Below are 20,275 nucleotides of genomic sequence, written 5' to 3' on the forward strand. Positions count from 1 at the left end.
TTCCATTCCGAACAGGAAAGTTAAGCTCTACAGCGCTGATGGTACTGCATGGGAGACTGTGTGGGAGAGTAAGACGTTGCCAGGTCTATATGAGGATCTTTAGCTCAGTTGGTTAGAGCAACCGGCTCATAACCGGTAGGTCTGGGGTTCGAGTCCCTGAAGGTCCACCATTTTGGGGGTATAGCTCAGTTGGGAGAGCACCTGCCTTGCACGCAGGGGGTCAAGAGTTCGAATCTCTTTATCTCCACCAATAAGAAAAGCTATGAATTTTAATTCATAGCTTTTTATTTATATACTTTGTTTTTTAAAAGTATTTATCGCAAGAAGAGAATAAAATATAGAATATTTTTATCAACTTAATGAATATTAATATATATTATGGAGATAAATGTAGTAATTTAACTATTAATAATTATGTACATTGTATTGTAAATTTTATATAATTTATAATGAAAAAGAAAGTGTATTTTAAGATATTATAACATTTAATTCATATAGGACATTTGTGTATAAGAATAATTGTCTTAAAGGATGGAGAGTGTTTTCGTGCGTAAGATAGAAGATTTAGAGAAAAAACTAAAAGAACTAAAACTAGAGAAGAGACAAATTTTACTAGCAGGAAAAAATACAGATATAATAAATAGTAAAATAAGAGAGATTGAATTAAAATTGAAAAGTGAAGATAATAATTAAATTTATAAATGTAATAAAATTATATATACAAGCATATAAAATTCATAGGATATTAAAACATACTATTTTTAATTAATATGAAGGAGTGCTGGTAAATGATACGAACAGTAGTATGCCAAAAAGAAGGCTGTTGTGGAAATAAGTTTTATATTGAGACTATAGATAATAATTTACAGGTTACATGTAAGGATTGTGGTAGTAAGTATTTATTTGATATAAGTTATTATGATTTTATTATGCTTTCTAGTTGTTCATCATGCAGTAATGATATGTTTAAACTATTTAAAGATGTAGAGAAAGAAGGCATTTATGCAAAGTGTACTGAATGTGGAGCTCCTCCAGAAAAAGTATATGTAGACTCTGATGGGATACAAGTATCATATGAAGCAAAATTATTACATGATATTAAGGAATTAATGTATCAGGTTGAACAAAGGGTATGTAACTTGGAGTTAAAGATAGAGGATATGGAAAGAGGACAAGATGTTTTAGAAGAATCTTTAGCCTATATAAACAAGTATATTATACAACAACGATAAAGTGTATGTTTATGAAAACTATATGATAAATAGTATATAATTAAATATACTAATATAGCTAGGAGAATAAGATGAAAATGAGAAAAAAAGAGATAACTAGATGGACTTTATTTATGCTATGGATAACGGTAATATTTATAATGTCTCAATTGCCAGGCGATAAATCAAGTGAACAAAGTCAGTTGGTAGTTAAATTATTTTCTATTATAGGATTAGATTTAAATGGGTACTTTGGTGAAATGGGGACGCTAATAGTTAGAAAGGGAGCTCACTTTACTGAATACTTAATTTTATTTATATTAACTTATAGAGTGCTAATATTATATATGGAAAAAAACATGTCAAGATTATTGGCTATAGTATTTGTGTTTTTATATGCATGTTCAGATGAGTTTCATCAGTCTTTTATAATTGGAAGAACTGCAGCATTTACGGATGTTTTAATTGATACTTCAGGTGGAATATTTGCTTGCATTGTAGGAAATATAATTAGCAAAGTGAAAAAGAAGGATGTTTTATAGGTTGTAATTAATAGATATATAGAAAAACTAGTCTAAGATAAGGAAGCTATCTTAGACTAGTTTTTTAGGTCAGAAACATGAATAGTTCTGTAATTATATCTATTGATTGAAGTTACTATTTGTTGCAGTGGTGAACTGGAGGAATAATCCACTTTGACACCAAAGTTTTCCTTACTAAAATTAATGAAGTTAAGTTCCTTGTATGGATGATAAAATAAACTTGCTAATTCTCCAGGGGTAGGATGAGCAAGGCCTTTTTCTATAGAGGAAACATCCAAATTATCAACGTACCCAAGAGGTGTTGGAATAAATAAGTTATTATTTTCTCTTTGTATCTTGTGAAAAGTTAAAATACTATTTGGCTCATATAAGTATTGGAAATATTCCTTGATTACCTCTTTTTGTTTTGATGTAGCTTTGTAATGTGGACTTTCAAAAAACGTACAAGGTATATTTAATGCACTAGCAGTATCAATAGCATTTTCTAAAACAGAGCGAGTAGCTTCTTCGCTGGAGTTATATTTATGAGATAGTTCTATTCCACTAATACTTGTATTATTTCCAGCTTGATGAGAATAGCCATGAAGACCAACTTGTCCACCATGATTAATTAAATAATCTAATGTGTTTATAAATCCAACATTCTCTATAGAGATATTAGATAATAAATCATTATCTATATTATTAGATGGAGATTTATATCTAGGGACCCATGCAATATGATATTTGATACCCTGAGAGTTTAAGTAGTTACCTATTATCTTAAATTTCATTTGTCCAGATTCACTTAGCAATACACTTTCTGCTGAAAAGTCTTCAAGTCTAATGAGAGCTACTTTACCATCAGTTAATTCATTTTCACTTTTATTTGAATTAGATAATGGTGTTAGTAGGGAGATAACTTTATTATTCATATCGAAGTCAGCTACTAAGTTAAATATATATTCTATGTCAGAGATAGATATATACTCTTTATTTTCATAAAAAATTAGATTTCCCCTTAAGGAATATGATTGTCCGTTTATAATACAATCTGTATTGGAAAGAATATAATTCATATTATCCTTAGTTAATATAAATTCAGAATTATTCTTTACTAAAGAAAAACCTAAAACAGTACAAATTGATTTAAGTGGGATATAATATCGTTGAGCTTTTTCTAATACTTTAATATTATTTATAGGATTTCCCAATAAATTAATACTAGTTTGTGAAATTTCTGTTACAGGCATACTAGAAAAGCTAAGTTTTGGGGCATAGCAACTTTTGAAAGTGTCGTCGGGAAGGTTGTTCCATTGTACTTTATTATCTTTTACAGTGACAAATTCCTGAAAAAAATTAAAATAGAATAATACGCCATATGAAATAAGTACAATTGCTAAGCTTGAAATAAATACAAGTAAGCATTTTTTAAGTTTTCTCATTTTAATCCTCCAAGTAAGTTAATATTTGTATTAATTATATCATATACTTAGGCTTATATAATTATATTTGAAAAATTAAGAAAGACACTAGGGAATATTAATAAATTCTTTAGAAAACAAGTAAAAAAAAGTTATAAATAATGATATAATGATTATTAGTATTTGCAAAATTAGATAATGGAGGAATTTCTTAATGGAATTTAAAAAAATGATTAAGGATAATAATAAGTACAAAAAGTTATTCTATTTTATATTTGTTGTAATAGCAGCTATAATAATTACTTTTGTATTATTTAAATATCCACAACAAGGAGTTGCAGACCAAGGGGATTTTGACAGAGTTATGACATCTTCAGGACTTTCATTATTAGATTCTGATAAAGATAATTCGGACTTTGTAAGATTTTATGATTATACAGTTACCAATTATAAAATTTCGTGGAATATTATATCTATTCTTCTTACCATAATTGGGTCAAGTATTGGGTATTTGATATTTAGTATTTCTGCTATTTGTAAGTTGCTTGGAAGTGACGTATTTAAAACTCAGTATTTGGCTATAGCATATAGTATTATATATATTGCGGGATTAACGTTGTTATTAAAAAATCTTAAAATAAAAAGTAAATTGAAGTTATTTTTATTAAGTATCATATTTTTATTTATTTTTTTAGATGGGAATTATTTGATATGGTTTAATAGTTTATATGGAGAACCTATGATGATTACCACTTGTATTATGTTTATAGTCTCATTTCTTAATTACGTAAATTATAAATATGGCAAAAAAGATGATACTAGGCTTGTACGGAACATAGTGTATGTATTCATAGCAGCATTTCTATTTTTAGGATCTAAGATGCAAGTTCTCACAGCATTACCTTTTATAGCGGTATTATTAGGAAAGATACTATGGGATAATAGAAACAGTATCAAAAAGAAAACATTAATTAAATTGGGAGTGTTTTTTGCCATAGTTGTTATTTATCCAGTGCAATTAAATAAAACAAATGGAAATATAAGCAAGGATACTCAGTATAATTCTGTTTTCTTTGGTGTTTTAAATGGATCAGAAACTCCAGAGCAAGATTTAATTGATATGGGATTAAACCCAGAGATGGCAGTAGAGGCTGGAAAACATTCATATTTAGATTCAAGTGAATACGAAAAATATGTTCCTAGAGCAGACGTAACAGAGAGTGAATTTTATAGCAAGATGAGTAATGGAAAATTAGCAAAGTTTTATTTAACTCATCCTAAAAGGCTTATTGAAGGAATGGAGTATACAGCAAGTAAAGCTTATATAACTAGTACTTCCCTTGGAAAATGCTCAAGAGAGGATAGTGAGGAGTCTATAAAAGAGCTTAACAGATTTACAGTTTGGTCTACTTTTAGAGAAAATCACTTGCCAGCTAAGTTATGGTTCATAATTGGGGTATATCTATCCATATTTGCAGTTTCTTTATGTACCTTTATAAAAAACAGAAGTAATGGAGAAGTTAGAAATAAAATAATTTTATTGTGGGCTATTATGCTTATAGGAGCAATTCAATTTCCAATGCCTTTTGTAGGAAATGGAAAGGCGGATACTGCAAAGCAATTGTTTCTATTCAATTTCATTTTTGATATAATGTTAGTTACATTTGTTAGTTGGATTTGTTTTAGCGTTATAGATTTATTTAAGAATAAGTTAATAATAAAAAGGTAAGGAAGTATTATTAATGGCGATAAAAAATTACAAAGACTTTGTTAAAAGAGTGTACAAAAAACTAATAGAATTAAAGAGTAAATTATTGAAAACAAGTATGAGTAAATTACGATTAATTAATGTTATAAGTTTAACTATAAAAACCGTTATATTCTTAGCATTAATTCAAGTAGGAACAGCAGATATAATAAAACCTATTAATATAAATATTAAATTTACTTTTGTGTATCTGGCATTTATATTGTTATTCTATTCAATTGGGTATGTTTTTTCGAAAAATAAACAGATAGTTTTTCAGGTTATATTTAACTTATTATATAGTATATTATTAATCGCTGATTTATGGTATTTTAGAGCAAATAATTATTTATTAGGTTTAAAAAATATACTATATAGTGGAACTTTCAATCCCTTGGGCAAGTCGTTATATAATTTTAAAGGTATAGATATAATTTTCTTTGTAGATATAATCTTAATGTTATTATGGATTATTATTGGAAAAGTAAGATGTTCAGAATTAAGAAGTTTTGGTAAGTTTAGTTTTACAATAAGATATTCAATAATTATGATCTTAATTTCATATATAGCATTAGATGTATTTGGTATAAGTGATTGGGATGCTAAAATTGTAAAGGCTGGTTGGAATGTGTCTATGTCAACCAAGGCGGCAGGTCCAGTTGGGTATCATCTTGTAGAAATTGGCAAAACTATAAATAAGAAAATTAATGATATAACTAGCAAAGATGATAAACAGATAGATAATTGGATTGAGGAAAATCAAGAAAATATGAAACCTAATGAATATAGTGGGATAGCTAAGGGGAAAAATGTAATCATTGTTCAAATTGAGTCTCTAGAGAACTTTGTAATAAATAGAACTGTAAATGGAAAAGAGATTACCCCGTTTTTAAATAAGTTAACCAAGGAAGGGTTATATTTTAATAATTTTTATGAGCAGAATAATGCAGGCAATAGTATTGATTGTGACTTTATGGTGAATACATCAGTTTTTCCTTTAGGAGATAAAATAACAGCTTTAAATTATGGAGAAAATAGTTATTTGAGCTCTTTGCCAAGTATATTAAATAGAAATGGATATACCACTATAAGCACACATGCAGAGGAGTCAGGAGAATTTAATTGGACAGAACTACATAAAAATGGGTTTGGAGTTAAGAAAATTTGGAATATCAATGATTATAGATATGAAGAAACTGTTGGGTATGGGCTGTCTGATAGAAGTCTTTTGAGTCAGATCTCTCAAAAGCTATCAAGTGAAAAAGAACCTTTCTTTTTACAAGTGCCTACTTTGTCTAGCCATGGGCCATTTAATATAAGTAGTGAGTATAGAGAATTAAATCTTCCAAAAGAAATTGATGAAAGTTATTTAGGTGGATATTTTGAAAGTGTGCATTATATGGATAAGCAACTTCAAATGTTCTTTGACCAATTGGAAAAGGAAGGATTACTTGATAATAGTATGATAGTTATGTATGGTGATCATACAGGTGTACATAAATATTATAATGATGATATTCAAAAGCTAAGTTATGATGGGGATTGGTGGAAAGAAGTAGACAATAAGATTCCACTTGTTATTTATTCAAAAGGAATGACTCCAAAACTTGTTGAAGCTCATGGAGGACAAGTTGATTTATTGCCTACAATTAGTTATCTTATTGGGATGGAAGAAAAAGAGTATAAATATACTTCTATGGGAAGAGTTTTAGTTAATACTAATAGAGATGCTACAATAATAAAGGGGAATAAAATAGTTGGAAACGTAAAAAATGAAAATGATAAGGAACATCTACTTAATTCATACAATATAGGAGAAAAAATAATAAAAAATAATTATTTTTCGAGAAACTAGTTGTATGAAATTAGATTAGTGCGGAGGTAGAGTAATGAAAGAAACATTGTATTTAGTTATACCATGTTATAATGAAGAGGCTGTATTAAATGAAACAGCAAAGAGGTTATTAGCAAAGATTAATTCTATGATAGAAATAGACATAATAAAGGATGATAGCAAAATACTATTTGTGAATGATGGGTCAAAAGATAAAACTTGGAGCATAATAGAAACACTACATAATGAGAACAAGATATTCAGTGGAGTAAATCTATCAAGAAATAAGGGACATCAAAATGCATTGTTAGCTGGGCTTATGACAGCTAAAGATTATGCAGATATGACAATATCCTTAGATGCAGATTTGCAAGATGATATAGATGTAATTGATAAATTTGTTGAAGAGTACTATAACGGAAGTGATGTAGTTTATGGAGTTCGTTCTTCTAGGGCCACAGATACTTTCTTCAAAAGAACTACTGCTTTGGGATTTTATAAATTTATGAATGTACTTGGAGCTGATGTTATGTATAATCATGCCGATTATAGATTAATGAGTAAAAGAGCTTTAGATGGATTAAACCAATTTAGAGAAGTAAATTTGTTCTTAAGAGGGTTAGTGCCTTTGATAGGATATAAATATTCAGTAGTTGAGTATGAACGTCATGAAAGATTTGCTGGAGAATCAAAATATCCATTAAAAAAGATGATTGCTTTTGCGTTAGACGGAATAACTTCGCTTAGTATAAAGCCAATAAGAATTATAACTGGATTAGGTTTTTTTATATTTACTATAAGTTTTGTAGCATTAATTTATTCTATAATCGTTAAATTAATTGGAAAGGCAAGTATAGGGTGGACTTCATTGACTGTATCAATATGGATGATTGGTGGAATACAACTTTTATCTCTTGGAGTAATTGGAGAATATGTAGGTAAGATATACAATGAAACTAAACAAAGACCAAGGTTTATAATAGCAGATAAGCTAATTGATAATGACAAAAAAGACAGATAGGTGAAAGTTAATGAACAACTTTATAGATAAGGCAAAAAAAATATTTTTCTCAAAAGAATTTATTAGTTTTGTTGTGATAGGAATAATAAATACTTTTAATGGAGTAGTATTTTCTTATATTTACTCTAGTTTTTTTAATGAAAATCTAGCATTTGTATTTGGTTATATATCAGGACTTGTAATATCATATTTACTTAATAGTTTGATTACATTTAAAGAAAAACTTAAATTTAAAAAATTTATAAAGTTTGCTATTTCTTATATACCAAACTTTGTAATTCAAAATATTGTTGTAGTAATAGTATTTAATATTATGGGAATATATAAGTTGGTGGCTTATGGGCTGGCGGCTGCTATAGGAGTGCCTGTTACATTTGTGTTAATGAAATTATTTGCATTTAAAAAGGCTAACTAATTAGGTTATCTAAATTAGAATCTAAGTTCTAATTTAGATAACCTTTTATTTATAGATAAATTAGCATTTTAATATTAGTATATGGAAGAATGAAAAGTATTCAGAAAATTTAGAAAATTAGAAGGTATAATGTGAAAAAAAACGAATATATACATATAGCTACTTAGATGTTTTTAATTTTTATGAAGGACTATTTTATTATAGTACAACATAAAAATTAGAATGGTACAGTTTTGATTTATAACATATAGAAAATTTATTAAAAATGTTATGGAAGGTAGGTGAAGCCAAACATTAGGCAGTTTTAATGTTTTGGTGCAGATATGAAAGATTATTGTATTAATAATTTAAGAAATGTGGGGCTAATAGGACATAGCTCTGCAGGAAAAACTTCATTAACAGAATCATTACTTTTTTATTCGAAAACAGTTGATAGATTAGGTTCTATAGAAGAAGGAACTACAATATCTGATTTTGATCAAGAAGAAAAAAAGAGAAAAATCTCTTTATCAGCATCTATAGTTCCATTAGAGTGGGAAAAAGTAAAGATAAATTTAGTTGATATTCCAGGATATTTTGACTTCGTAGGAGAAAGTATAGAAGCTATGAGAGCTGTTGATGTAGCTACAATAGTAGTATGTGGAGTAACTGGAGTTCAAGTTGGAACAGAAAAAGCTTGGGATTATTGTAAAAAAATTAAATTACCAAGAACCTTTTTTATAAATAAATTAGATAGAGAAAATTCAAATTACGATAAGGTGCTTGCAGAATTAAAAGAAAGGTTTGGAATAAGCGTTGTTCCTATTCAATATCCAATAGGAAAAGAAGATGAATTCATAGGAGTTATAAATGTTATTACTAAAAGAGCACGTATATACAATCCAAAAACAAAAAAGATGGAAACAAGTGAGGTTCCTGAAAATTTAATAGACAAAGTAGAAGAGTGTAAGAAAATGATTACCGAAGCAGTTGCTGAGACAGATGAAGTATTGCTAGATAAGTATTTTAATGAAGGAGAGCTTTCAGATATAGAAATTTATGAAGGCTTAATTAATGGATGTGCATCTGGGGATATTGCACCAGTAATGTGTGGGTCGGCAACTAAGGTAATTGGAATGAATACTTTATTAGAGGATATAGTGGAATGTTTTCCGTCTCCTAAATATGCAATTAGACAAAAAGCAATAGATTTAGTGAAAAATGAAGAGGTATATATAAAATTGGAAGAAGATAAACCTTTTTCTGCGTTAGTATTTAAGACTATAGCAGACCCTTTTGTGGGTAAGATATCATTGTTTAGAGTAATTACGGGAGAGTTGTCTGGAGATATAAGCGTCATTAATACCACAAAAGATAAAATGGAAAAGTTATCGCATGTATTTTTCATGAGAGGAAAAAATCAAATAGCAACAGATAAGGTTGTAGCAGGAGATATAGGTGCAATTTCAAAATTACAGTATACATCTACTGGAGATACTTTGTGTGATTTAAGTTATAAAGTTAGATATGACAAGATGAATTTTCCGGAACCTGTAATGTCAATGGCTGTTCTGCCAAAAGCCAAAGGTGATGAGGATAAGATATCAATAGCATTAAATAAGTTGCTAGATGAAGATCCTATATTTACAGTTGCTAGAGATATAGAAAATGCTGAAACAATAATTTCTGGGTTAGGAGAAACTCATTTAGATGTAATAGCAAGTAAGCTTAAAAATAAATTTGGAGTAGATGTCATTTTAAGAGATCCTAAAGTTCCATATAGAGAAACTATAAAAGGAAGTGCAGATGTACAAGGAAAGCATAAGAAACAATCAGGAGGACATGGACAATATGGTGATGTAAAGATTCTTTTTGAAGCAAGAAAAGATGAAGAAAGCGATCTTGAATTTGTAGATAAAGTTGTAGGTGGAGTAGTTCCAAGAAACTTTATACCAGCGGTAGAAAAAGGGCTCAGAGATTGTATAAGACATGGTGTATTAGCTGGCTACCCTGTTATTGGGATTAGAGCAACTTTACATGATGGTTCATATCATCCAGTTGATTCTTCAGAAATGGCATTTAAGATAGCAGCATCTATAGCATATAAAAAAGGATTACAAGAAGCAAATCCAATTATTTTAGAGCCTATTATGTATGTGGAAATAATAATTCCAGATGAATATATGGGGGATGTTATAGGTGATTTAAATAAGAAACGAGGAAGAGTTTTAGGAATGGAACCAGAAGGTGATTTACAAAAACTAGTTGCAGAAGTTCCTATGGCTGAAATGTTTAAATATGCAACTGATTTAAGATCTATAACTCAGGCAAGAGGAGATTTCAGTATGAAACTCGAAAAATATGAAGAAGTTCCACCTGCTGAAGCTTTAAGGATAATAGAGAATAGTAAAGAAATGAAAGAATTAAAAAATGAAGCTTAGATAAAAATGGAGGACATATTTTTATGTCCTCCAGCTTTAATTAATATGAATAGAAGAAGAAAGCATGGATAAAATAAATATGAATGATTTATAAAATTAAAACATAGATATATATATTGATTAAGAAAAATAGTAATTATGGTGATTATAGGAGGACTAAGATGTCAGATTACAAGATGGATATTAGAGGTGAAATAGGGTTAAGTGAATATAGCAATATTCATGATTATCTTGGAGTAGTAGATAACAATGATAGTTTTACCATAACATTAGATAATAGTGATGAACATGAAATCAATATTATTAATTCTATGTTAAAGGATAACAGTTTCTATATAATTAGTGAGGGATATGATAGTTTAGGAATTTATTATATAACAGCATATAAAGCCAAATAAAGTTGTAAAATTAACTCTTTTTTGTTAAGATTAAAATTAAGATGTAAACATTTATAAATTATTCGGGAGGGTTTATATGAAAAAGTATGTAATAGGGATAGACTTAGGGGGAACGAAAATAAGTACAGCCTTAGCTACATTTGATGGGGAATTAGTAGAAAATGTGGTTGTTCCGACTAAAGCTGAGGAAGGGGAAATTCCTGTTCTAAATAGGATAATAGGGACAATAGAAGAGGTTTTAGAAAAAGCTAGAGTAACAACAGATGAGGTAGAATCTATAGGTATAGGATCACCTGGACCATTGGATGCAGTTACAGGAGTAATTATTACTACTCCAAATCTTCCATTTAAAAATTACAATGTAGTAAAGCCTTTAATGGAAAGATTTGATATACCTGTATATTTAGATAATGATGCAAATGTAGCAGCCATTGGAGAATTTATGTTTGGAGCAGGTAAAGGTAAAAAGAATATTGTATATTTTACAGTAAGCACTGGTGTTGGTGGTGGAGCTGTATTAAATGGCAATATTTACAGAGGAAATACATGCAATGCATTGGAAATTGGACATACAACAGTAGCTCCTAATGGACCAAGATGTAATTGTGGTAATATAGGTTGTTTGGAGGCTGTATCATCAGGAACTGCAATTGGTAAAAGAGGAAAAGAAGCTGTTGCAACAAATGTTGAAACATCATTAAAACAATATGAGAATGTAACATCATATGAAGTGTTTAAGGAAGCTGAAAAAGGGGACGAAGTGTCAAAAGACATAGTAGAAGAAGCTTTGAATTATCTTGGAATTGGTGTAGCAAATTCTGTAGCTATATTTGATCCAGAGATGGTTATTATAGGTGGCGGTGTAGCACAAGTAGGAGACATACTATTTAATAAGGTAAGAGAAGTTGTAAACAAAAGATGCTTTAAAAACATGGCGGAATCATGTGAAATAGCTCCAGCAGGATTAGGAAGTAATGCAGGAGTTGTTGGTGCTGTGGCATTGGCTATCTTAGAAAGTAAAAATAATAATTAATTTTTTAAATAAAAGCTTGAAAATAATTGAAGAGTTATTTTCAAGCTTTTATTCTATTATAGAAGTAAAAATATATGAATAAATCATATATAGATTACATATGTTATGAGTGTAGGAATTAAATTCTTCTTCTCATACATATTGAAGCTTAAATATGACAAAAAAATTTATTGTTTTACTACACGTGATACTATAGTGAGAGGAAGAATTTATTATATATACGCTATTCCTAAGTAATTAGGAATAGCCCATATACTGAATTTTTAAGGGAGCTTTGCTCCCTTAAATTAATTTTAAGTATGATATAATAAATATATACAAAAAGTGCTAAATGGAGGGATGATATGAAAGCAGAAATAATTGCGGTAGGGACAGAAATATTATTGGGCGATATTGTAAATACTAACGCTCAATTTTTATCTAAAGAGCTGGCATCTATAGGGATAGGGGTGTATAGGCAAGAAGTAGTTGGTGATAATCAAGCAAGGCTTATTGAAGCGATAGATGAGGCATTAAAAAGAAGTGATATAGTTATTACTACAGGAGGATTAGGGCCTACTGGTGATGATTTAACTAAAGAAACTGTATGCAAGTATTTTGAAATGGAATTAGAATTACATAAAGAATCATATGAGACCTTGTTATCCATATTCAAGAGAGCTGGAAAAGAAGTTACAGAAAGTAATTTAAAACAAGTTTATTTTCCAAGGAATGCTAAGGTGCTTGCAAATCCTAATGGGACTGCGCCAGGAGCTATATTTGAGAAAAATAATAAGATAATAGTTATTTTGCCAGGGCCTCCAAAAGAAATGAAGCCTATGTACCTTAACCATGTTAAAAAGTTTCTTATTCCAATGGGAAATGGTATTATTAAATCTGAAGTAGTTAGAGTTTTAGGATTAGGAGAAAGTTTTGCTGCAGAAAAACTAAAAGATATAATAGATTCAGGAGTAAATCCTACTGTAGCACCATATGCAAAAGAAGAAGATGTAATATTTAGAATAACAGCAAGTGGCAAAGATGGGAATGAGGCTTTAGATTTGATAAAACCTGTTAAGGAAGCTATCAAAGAAAAATTAGGAATTGATTGTTATGCTGAAGGGGAAAATACTAAACTTGAAGAAGTTATAGGAGATTTGCTTATTAATAAAGGACTAACAATTTCTACAGCAGAATCTTGTACAGGAGGAATGATAGCTAGTAGGCTTATAAATTATCCAGGCATATCACAAGCTTTTCTAGAAGGAGCGGTAACATATTCTAATGAAGCTAAAGTAAGAACATTAGGGGTTAGTCAAGATACATTAAAAAGATATGGAGCAGTAAGTGAAGAAACTGCAAAGGAAATGGCGTTAGGAATTTCAAAAAGGACAGGATCGGATATATCTATAGTTACAACAGGAATAGCTGGGCCAGGGGGTGGAACAGAAGAAAAACCAGTTGGATTAGTATATATAGGAGTGTACTATAAAGGCCAGATAAGAGTATATAGACAAGTATTCAATGGTAATAGAGAAGAAGTCAGAAATAAAGCAACTATTACTGCATTAGATAAGGTTAGAAGAACTATATTGCAAGATAATATAGTTTAATATAAGAATCAATCCCCCTTATAAACTAAGAGGGATTGAAACGTATATAAATAAAATGGGGGAGAGGCGATTATAAAAGCATCTCGCTTCATTAATAATTATTTCCTTACAATGAAATAATTATACATGGTAATTGAAATAAGGAGGATGATTAATGAAAAAGTTATATAAAAGTAATATATATTTTATGCTAATTTTAATAGGATCTATTATTATACCTTATGGGTTAAGATATATATATTATTTTTTAGGTGTTAGAGATACAAAGATTATGCTACTTGGGAATCATATTATTTTATTCTTTATACCTGCTATAATATATTTAATTGTAACAAAAAGCAATGTGAAGGAGACACTTAGGTTAAATAAGTTATATCTAAAGGATGCGGGATTAATAGTTGTAATAGCATTAATTGCATGGCCTTTAATGACATGTGTTTCAATAATAGGCTCACTATTCACTAAAAATAACTTAGCTGAATATATGACGTCAATATCATCAACACCATATATAATTATGGTATTATTATTTGGAGTTATGCCAGCTATTACTGAAGAAATTAATCTTAGAGGAATTATTTTATCTGGTTATGATGGACAAACTAAATTTAAAGCTGCTTTAATGACAGGTTTATTATTCGGGATATTTCATTTAGATTTACATCAATTTTTGTATGCAACAGCTTTAGGTTTTATCATGGCATATGTAGTAAGAGTAACTAATAGCATATTTTCGTCAATGTTAATACATTTTATAATAAATACCTTATCAACGACCTTGCAAAAGGTAAATTTTGTTTATAATAGTGAAGCATTAAAAGCAGCTAATGATGTAGATGCGACTAAGATGTCTTTAGATAATAAGTTTGCTACAATACAGGTCGCTGTAGTTATAGGCATTTGTCTTGCAGGGTTAATATATAAATTAATAAAGAAGTTAGAAGAAATAAATAGTATACGAAATTTTGAATTAGGAGTTACACAAACAAGAGATGTTGCAATTGAGCAAAAAGAGAACATTATTAATTTACCTTTTATGGGGATAATTGTAGTATATGTAATAGCAATGATATTTTTTAGATAAGTAGGAATCTACCTTAAATAGTAAGAAACTATTTAGGGTAGATTTAATGCTTTAGAGTGGAATGTTTTAATACTATATATAGTACTAAAACATTATAAATCAAAAGAAGAATACTTGGGTTAATTAGACATTATGTACATTGTGTATTAAAATTATATAAGGGGATCTAATTTTATGTGGGCTAAATTCTAAAGTGATAATTGGGAGGAGAAAATGGAAGATAGAATTTCTGAGAATCAAACAATTAATGAACTGTATAATGTTTCTCCATATTTTGATGTTATTTTTGATAACGAGATATCAATGGCAATAACTGATAAGGAAAAATATTTATACTCAAAATACTGTGATGAACTAGTTTTAGGAGCAAACAAAGGAGATTTAATACCTAAAGAAGGTGCTGTAAGTGATGCTTTGATAAGTGGAAAAACAATAGTAAAAGTGGTTCCAGAGCATGTTTATGGGGTACCTTTTAAATCATATGCAATTCCAATAAAAGAAGGTAATGAAGTTGTTGGAGTTTTTGTAGTTGGGAAGAGTTTAGCTAAGAAAAATGAAGTAACAAATATTGCAAGCAATTTAGCAGATTCATTATCTCAAATATCAATTGGAATTAATGAAGTTGCCTTAGGGGTACAGCAATTAGCTACAATGAATGAAGAGGTACTAGGGCAAAGTAAGGAAGCCAATGATAGGGCAAAGGATACTGATGAAGTAGTTAATTTTATACAAGGGGTATCTTCGCAGACAAATTTATTAGGACTAAATGCAGCAATAGAAGCAGCTAGAGCAGGAGAAAATGGTAAAGGGTTCAACGTAGTTGCGCAAGAAATAAGAAAATTGTCTAATTCATCATCAGAATCTATTAAGAAAATAGATTCTGTAATAAAAAATATTTCTGTGTCGATTCAAAATATAACAGATAAATTAACATCGGCAAATGAAGTTTCTCAAAGTCAATCGGCAGCGTTAGAACAAATAACAGCATCTATAACTGAATTAAATTCAACTTCAAAATTGCTAGAGGAATTATCTGAGAAATTATAATATTTGTGAGAAGTACAGAAGCATTTATAGCTTCTGTACTTTTTTGCTTTTTGTATTGTTTTATAAGTAGGTAAGTGCTTTATTTAAAACTTCAGCAATATCGTCATTAATAATTAAGTCAGCTTTATTATCAGCAGAAGTTGTACTCTTATTTATAAGAATTAGATTTTTCCCTCTAAAGTAATCAATAAGTCCTGCAGCAGGATAAACAACAAGTGAAGTTCCACCAATAATTAAGGTGTCGGCTTGAGATATAGCTCTTACAGCACCAGTAATAACATCATTGTCTAATCCTTCTTCATAAAGAACTACATCAGGTTTAACTTTTCCACCGCATTTAGGGCAAGTAGGTATACCTTTTGATTCTAAAATAAATTTCTCATCATAAAAAGCATTACAATCCATACAGTAATTTCTGAGAACAGATCCATGTAATTCATAAACTTTTTTAGAACCAGCTGCTTGATGTAAACCATCAATGTTTTGAGTAACTACAGCCTTAAGTTTACCCATTTCTTCTAGTTTAGCTAAAGCTATATGACATCCATTAGGTTTTGCATTTGGATAAATCAATTTATCTTTATAGAACTTAAAAAATTCTTCTGGATATCTTATGAAGAAAGTATGTGAGACTAATTGCTCAGGAGTAAAATTTATCTTAAGTTTTTCGTTCCATAAACCGCTTGAGCTTCTAAAGTCTGGTATGCCTGAAGATGTGCTTACACCTGCTCCACCGAAGAATACTATATTGCTACTTTCTCTAAGTATTTGAGCTAACTTTTCTATTTCATTACTCATAAAATCATCTCCGTTTTTATTTTATATTTTTATTATTGCATAAATAAAAGTAAAAATAAAACATATAAATAAAAATGCCTCTGAATCTCTATATGTTTCTTTCCGTTCTTTCATAGTTTATGGAATAGATAAAACTGTAACATTTTGATTGAATTTATTAATATTTTATAGACAAACAATATAATTTTCGTTAAAGTTATGGCAATATTATTGTATTATAACAAATTTAGGAATAAACTACATAAAACAGGGTAGGAAATAATATCGAGAGGTGAAAAATAATGAAGTATTATATTAAAGAACATCAAGAAAATTTTTGGAAACTACTTAAAGAAAATGCACTTAGGAGAGAAGATGAAGTGTGTTTTAATTTCTATGAATATACTAGAGATGAAAAGCGTGAAGTTAAGTTAACAAGAGCTGATTTAGTTGAAAAGTCAGCAGCTATAGCGGCTACAATAAAAGAAAGAGGAGCAAAAAAAGGAGATAGGGTAGTAATTTTTTCTACACAGACAGCAGATAATATTTTAGCTGCGGTAGGATCAATGCTAGCAGGAACAATATTTACTATTATTCCACCACCAACAGATTCCAATAAAATGATGAGATTTACATCAGTGGTGGAGTCTTGTAATCCTAAATTTATATTATGTGGTAATGAACTAAAAGAGGAAGTTAGTGAGATTTTAGAAAAATTAAAAAAAGATAAAAAGGGTATAGAAGCATTTCAAGAACTCAAAATAATTGATGTAGAAAAATGTAATGATAATAAGAACTTTATACCAGAAGAAATATCATTAGATGATATTGTATATATTCAATATTCATCAGGATCTACTAGTGCACCAAAAGGTGTTATGATATCATATGGAAATTTATTAAGTGCAATAAATTCAAGTTTCGAACAAATAGAACTAAAAAGATTATTTGGATGGGTACCATTCTTTCATAATTTAGGACTTGTATTTTTAATTTTTACATCTGTTGTTAATGGTGGTATTTGTACAGGGATAATGTCACCAAGTGCATTTTTAGAAAAACCATCTAGATGGTTTGAAGGATTGAGCGAATTTAAAGCAGATAGTACTCTAGCGCCAAATTCAGTTTATGAATCTTATCCAAAGTTGGTACCTGCAACCAGGTTGAAAGGAATCGATTTATCTAATTTAAAAGCATTTTTAAACGGCTCTGAGATAGTTAATTATTCAACTATGAAGAGATTTGCTGATGAATATAAGGATTTTGGTGTTAATATAGAAAAATTTATAATAGGATATGGACTTGCAGAAGCTACTTGTGGGGTATGTGGAAATACAAATTATAGCGAAGATGAAAGGATAGATATTGATCTTGATGAATATCAGGCAGGTAGGTTAGTATTAGCAAGTGATAATACTAAAAATGAAATTGAATTTATAGGAAACGGTGAAGCTATAAAATATGTAGATATAAAGGTTGTAAATCCTACAACTCTAAAAGAATGTGAAGAAGATGAATTTGGAGAGTTATGGGTACAAGGACCTTGTATTGCTCAAGGATATTATAAAAACGAAATTGCAACAAGAGAGACATTTGATGGGAAATTGGAAGGGTATAGCGGAAAATTTCTTCGAACAGGAGATTTAGGTATTATAAAAAATAAGAAAGTTTATGTTACAGGACGTATAAAAGAACTTATAATAATTAATGGAAATAATATATTGCCAAATGATATTGTAGTAAAATTAAAGGAAAAAATATCTGAGTTAAATTATGCTACTATAGTTCCATTTTCAATAGTAAAGGAAGATAAGGAAAGATTGATAATTGTCTCAGAAATGTCAGAGAAAGATATAAAAAGTTATGACTTAGAGGAAGTAACTAATAAAATAAATGCATGTGTACTAGAATATTTTGAAGTATCACCTTATGAAGTTGAATTTGTAAGAAGAGGAGTTCTTCCAAGAGCTGATAATGGAAAAATATCAATAATGAAATCTGCTAGCTTATATAAAGAATGTAAGTTAGAATTAATAGACTTAGGTAAAAAAGTTAACTCCATTAATAACAATGAACCTATAGAATATGGTACAGAAACAGAAAAGGCATTAGGAAATATAATTAATAAAGAATTTTCATATAAGGCTGGATCTAATGATAACTTATTAAATCTAGGAATGGATTCTCTACAAGTATTAGGCCTTACAACCAATATAGAGAATATGTTTTCTGTAAGCATTCCAATATCGTTTATATTTGACAATCCTACAATAGAAAAGATTGGACAGTATATCGATAAAGTTCTTAATGGAGAAGATGTTGGTCAATTAGAGAAAGATAAGAGCTATTTATATGATGAAGTTAAATTGGATGAAAGTATTTATGCTAAGAAATATGAAGATACCAACCCTCCTATGCAGAATATATTCATAACTGGAACCACTGGATTTGTAGGGGCATATTTGATTAATACATTATTAACAGAAACTAAAGCTAAATTATACTGCCATGTAAGGGCTAAAAATGATGAAGATGGATTAAGAAGATTAAAAGAGAATATGGAGTATTATAACTTGTGGAAAGATGAATATAGAGAATATGTCATTCCAGTAATAGGATCTCTAGATAAACCATTATTAGGAATAGAAGAAGAAAGATATAAATATCTTAGTGAAATTGTAGATACGGTGTATCATAATGGAGCAATATTAAATTTTATATATCCATATGAAAGATTAAAAGATACTAATGTGTTAGGAACAGTGAGAACTATTGCTTTTGCATGTGAAGGAAAACAAAAATATTATAATTATGTATCTTCTTATAGTGTTTTTGATAATTCATGTTATTTTGAAAAGAGTGTATCTGAAGATGATCCACTTGCAAATTGTACAGGTTATTATCTATCATATAGTGAAAGTAAGTGGGTAGCAGAAAATATAATACATCTCGCAAGAGAAAGAGGTTTAAGAGCAGCAATATATAGACCAGGAGAGATAACAGGAGCTAATGATACTGGTATATGGAAGTATAGTGATTCAGTTAGTAGAACAATTAAAGCTATGATTCAAACAAAGACATATCCAGATGTAGATATGAAGATGCACATGACTCAAGTGGATTATATAGCTGAGGCTATAGTAAATATTTCAAAACAAGGCCAAGCGTATGGAAAAGCTTATAACTTATTAAATAGTGTTCACTTACCTATTAGAGAGTTAGGAAAAATTATAAATGAGTGTGGTTATGAAACTAGGCCTATTGATTATGCTACTTGGAAAGAAAATTTGTTTAATTCAGGAAGTGAACATCCTTTGAAGTTATTAGAATCTCTTTTCAAAATAGTAAAAAAGAATGCAAGTGAGAATTTTGAGAGTAGATATGGAGAAATGGCAGCAACTTTACAAACTACGAATACTGAAAATGCTTTAAAGGGAACTAATATTAGCTGTGAACCAATGGATGCAGAGATAATTAAAAAGTATTTAAAGAATTTTGTTTAATATATAATAGTAATTATGGAGCTAGATAAAGGTTTCTAGTTCCATGATTACTATATAAATAATTTAGTTAATATATATTATTAGTTACAGTAAAAAACGGAGAAGTTAGATAAATAATGTTTGACATAGGGGAATTTTGTAGTTATAATACTACTTGTATCTAGTGATAATGGCGTAGAGGAAACACTCCTTTCCATTCCGAACAGGAAAGTTAAGCTCTACAGCGCTGATGGTACTGCATGGGAGAC

Annotated in this window: 16 protein-coding genes, 2 tRNA genes, 1 rRNA gene and 1 other annotated feature; of the genes, 17 read left to right on the top strand and 2 right to left on the bottom strand. The window is 29.3% G+C overall.

Features of this window, described 5'->3' with window-relative positions:
- The 6 genes from rrf to FAY47_RS19085 form a co-directional block, all read left to right on the top strand.
- Positions 1-85, top strand: a 5S ribosomal RNA gene (gene rrf, locus FAY47_RS19065); the annotation flags it as partial.
- An 8-nt stretch (positions 86-93) separates the two neighbouring features.
- Positions 94-170, top strand: a tRNA-Ile gene (locus tag FAY47_RS19070).
- Between the two features lie 4 nt (positions 171-174).
- Positions 175-250, top strand: a tRNA-Ala gene (locus FAY47_RS19075).
- Positions 251-546: 296 nt separating this feature from the next.
- Positions 547-693, top strand: a complete 147-nt coding sequence (locus FAY47_RS20495; protein ID WP_185966910.1) for a hypothetical protein — start codon at positions 547-549, stop codon at positions 691-693.
- Positions 694-788: 95 nt separating this feature from the next.
- On the top strand, positions 789-1,232 hold the full coding sequence (locus tag FAY47_RS19080; protein ID WP_143318520.1) for a hypothetical protein: 444 nt from the start codon (positions 789-791) through the stop codon (positions 1,230-1,232).
- A gap of 71 nt (positions 1,233-1,303) precedes the next feature.
- Positions 1,304-1,753 (top strand): VanZ family protein, encoded by a 450-nt coding sequence (locus FAY47_RS19085; protein WP_143318521.1) that lies wholly within the window; start codon positions 1,304-1,306, stop codon positions 1,751-1,753.
- A gap of 56 nt (positions 1,754-1,809) precedes the next feature.
- Here FAY47_RS19085 and FAY47_RS19090 read toward each other — a convergent pair whose 3' ends face one another.
- Positions 1,810-3,177: a DUF2334 domain-containing protein gene (locus FAY47_RS19090; protein WP_143318522.1), complete on the bottom strand. Its 1,368-nt coding sequence runs from the start codon at positions 3,175-3,177 to the stop codon at positions 1,810-1,812.
- Positions 3,178-3,370: 193 nt separating this feature from the next.
- On the opposite strand from FAY47_RS19090, the gene FAY47_RS19095 reads away from it, so the two are divergent.
- The 10 genes from FAY47_RS19095 (at position 3,371) to FAY47_RS19140 (ending at position 15,747) form a co-directional block, all read left to right on the top strand.
- Positions 3,371-4,885: a hypothetical protein gene (locus FAY47_RS19095; protein WP_185966909.1), complete on the top strand. Its 1,515-nt coding sequence runs from the start codon at positions 3,371-3,373 to the stop codon at positions 4,883-4,885.
- A 13-nt stretch (positions 4,886-4,898) separates the two neighbouring features.
- Positions 4,899-6,758, top strand: a complete 1,860-nt coding sequence (locus FAY47_RS19100) for an LTA synthase family protein (RefSeq protein ID WP_143318523.1) — start codon at positions 4,899-4,901, stop codon at positions 6,756-6,758.
- Between the two features lie 34 nt (positions 6,759-6,792).
- On the top strand, positions 6,793-7,758 hold the full coding sequence (locus tag FAY47_RS19105; protein ID WP_143318524.1) for a glycosyltransferase family 2 protein: 966 nt from the start codon (positions 6,793-6,795) through the stop codon (positions 7,756-7,758).
- A gap of 10 nt (positions 7,759-7,768) precedes the next feature.
- Positions 7,769-8,173, top strand: coding sequence for a GtrA family protein (locus tag FAY47_RS19110; RefSeq protein WP_143318525.1), 405 nt, complete (start codon positions 7,769-7,771; stop codon positions 8,171-8,173).
- A 323-nt stretch (positions 8,174-8,496) separates the two neighbouring features.
- Positions 8,497-10,593, top strand: coding sequence for an elongation factor G (gene fusA / locus FAY47_RS19115; protein ID WP_143318526.1), 2,097 nt, complete (start codon positions 8,497-8,499; stop codon positions 10,591-10,593).
- A gap of 161 nt (positions 10,594-10,754) precedes the next feature.
- A complete protein-coding gene (locus FAY47_RS19120; protein WP_143318527.1) occupies positions 10,755-10,991 on the top strand; it encodes a hypothetical protein in 237 nt (78 codons plus the stop codon).
- A 76-nt stretch (positions 10,992-11,067) separates the two neighbouring features.
- The gene (locus FAY47_RS19125; protein WP_143318528.1) at positions 11,068-12,024 is read left to right on the top strand and encodes an ROK family protein; all 957 of its coding nucleotides are present in this window, start codon (positions 11,068-11,070) and stop codon (positions 12,022-12,024) included.
- Positions 12,025-12,368: 344 nt separating this feature from the next.
- Positions 12,369-13,616, top strand: coding sequence for a competence/damage-inducible protein A (locus FAY47_RS19130; protein ID WP_143318529.1), 1,248 nt, complete (start codon positions 12,369-12,371; stop codon positions 13,614-13,616).
- A gap of 154 nt (positions 13,617-13,770) precedes the next feature.
- Positions 13,771-14,700 (top strand): type II CAAX endopeptidase family protein, encoded by a 930-nt coding sequence (locus FAY47_RS19135; protein ID WP_143318530.1) that lies wholly within the window; start codon positions 13,771-13,773, stop codon positions 14,698-14,700.
- 213 nt (positions 14,701-14,913) lie between these two features.
- On the top strand, positions 14,914-15,747 hold the full coding sequence (locus tag FAY47_RS19140) for a methyl-accepting chemotaxis protein (RefSeq protein ID WP_143318531.1): 834 nt from the start codon (positions 14,914-14,916) through the stop codon (positions 15,745-15,747).
- 60 nt (positions 15,748-15,807) lie between these two features.
- Here the strand turns inward: FAY47_RS19140 and FAY47_RS19145 are convergent, their stop codons facing one another.
- Entirely contained in the window at positions 15,808-16,545 is a 738-nt protein-coding gene (locus FAY47_RS19145; protein ID WP_143318532.1) for an NAD-dependent protein deacylase, read from the bottom strand.
- 281 nt (positions 16,546-16,826) lie between these two features.
- Between FAY47_RS19145 and FAY47_RS19150 the strand changes: the two genes are divergently transcribed.
- The gene (locus FAY47_RS19150) at positions 16,827-20,027 is read left to right on the top strand and encodes a thioester reductase domain-containing protein (RefSeq protein WP_143318533.1); all 3,201 of its coding nucleotides are present in this window, start codon (positions 16,827-16,829) and stop codon (positions 20,025-20,027) included.
- Positions 20,028-20,186: 159 nt separating this feature from the next.
- Positions 20,187-20,271: a sequence feature (5S ribosomal RNA rRNA prediction is too short), on the top strand.
- Positions 20,272-20,275 lie beyond the last annotated feature (4 nt).

The organism is Clostridium sp. HBUAS56017 (assembly GCF_007115085.1).
Lineage (GTDB): Bacteria > Bacillota > Clostridia > Clostridiales > Clostridiaceae > Clostridium > Clostridium cibarium.

Coding starts and splice junctions, on each gene's coding strand:
- FAY47_RS19090 (WP_143318522.1), bottom strand. CDS start 3,177: ATGAGAAAACTTAAAAAATGCTTACTTGTATTTATTTCAAGCTTAGCA.
- FAY47_RS19150 (WP_143318533.1), top strand. CDS start 16,827: ATGAAGTATTATATTAAAGAACATCAAGAAAATTTTTGGAAACTACTT.
- FAY47_RS19100 (WP_143318523.1), top strand. CDS start 4,899: ATGGCGATAAAAAATTACAAAGACTTTGTTAAAAGAGTGTACAAAAAA.
- FAY47_RS19145 (WP_143318532.1), bottom strand. CDS start 16,545: ATGAGTAATGAAATAGAAAAGTTAGCTCAAATACTTAGAGAAAGTAGC.
- FAY47_RS19120 (WP_143318527.1), top strand. CDS start 10,755: ATGTCAGATTACAAGATGGATATTAGAGGTGAAATAGGGTTAAGTGAA.
- FAY47_RS19105 (WP_143318524.1), top strand. CDS start 6,793: ATGAAAGAAACATTGTATTTAGTTATACCATGTTATAATGAAGAGGCT.
- FAY47_RS19130 (WP_143318529.1), top strand. CDS start 12,369: ATGAAAGCAGAAATAATTGCGGTAGGGACAGAAATATTATTGGGCGAT.
- FAY47_RS19095 (WP_185966909.1), top strand. CDS start 3,371: ATGGAATTTAAAAAAATGATTAAGGATAATAATAAGTACAAAAAGTTA.
- FAY47_RS19135 (WP_143318530.1), top strand. CDS start 13,771: ATGAAAAAGTTATATAAAAGTAATATATATTTTATGCTAATTTTAATA.
- FAY47_RS19085 (WP_143318521.1), top strand. CDS start 1,304: ATGAAAATGAGAAAAAAAGAGATAACTAGATGGACTTTATTTATGCTA.
- fusA (WP_143318526.1), top strand. CDS start 8,497: ATGAAAGATTATTGTATTAATAATTTAAGAAATGTGGGGCTAATAGGA.
- FAY47_RS19140 (WP_143318531.1), top strand. CDS start 14,914: ATGGAAGATAGAATTTCTGAGAATCAAACAATTAATGAACTGTATAAT.
- FAY47_RS19080 (WP_143318520.1), top strand. CDS start 789: ATGATACGAACAGTAGTATGCCAAAAAGAAGGCTGTTGTGGAAATAAG.
- FAY47_RS19125 (WP_143318528.1), top strand. CDS start 11,068: ATGAAAAAGTATGTAATAGGGATAGACTTAGGGGGAACGAAAATAAGT.
- FAY47_RS19110 (WP_143318525.1), top strand. CDS start 7,769: ATGAACAACTTTATAGATAAGGCAAAAAAAATATTTTTCTCAAAAGAA.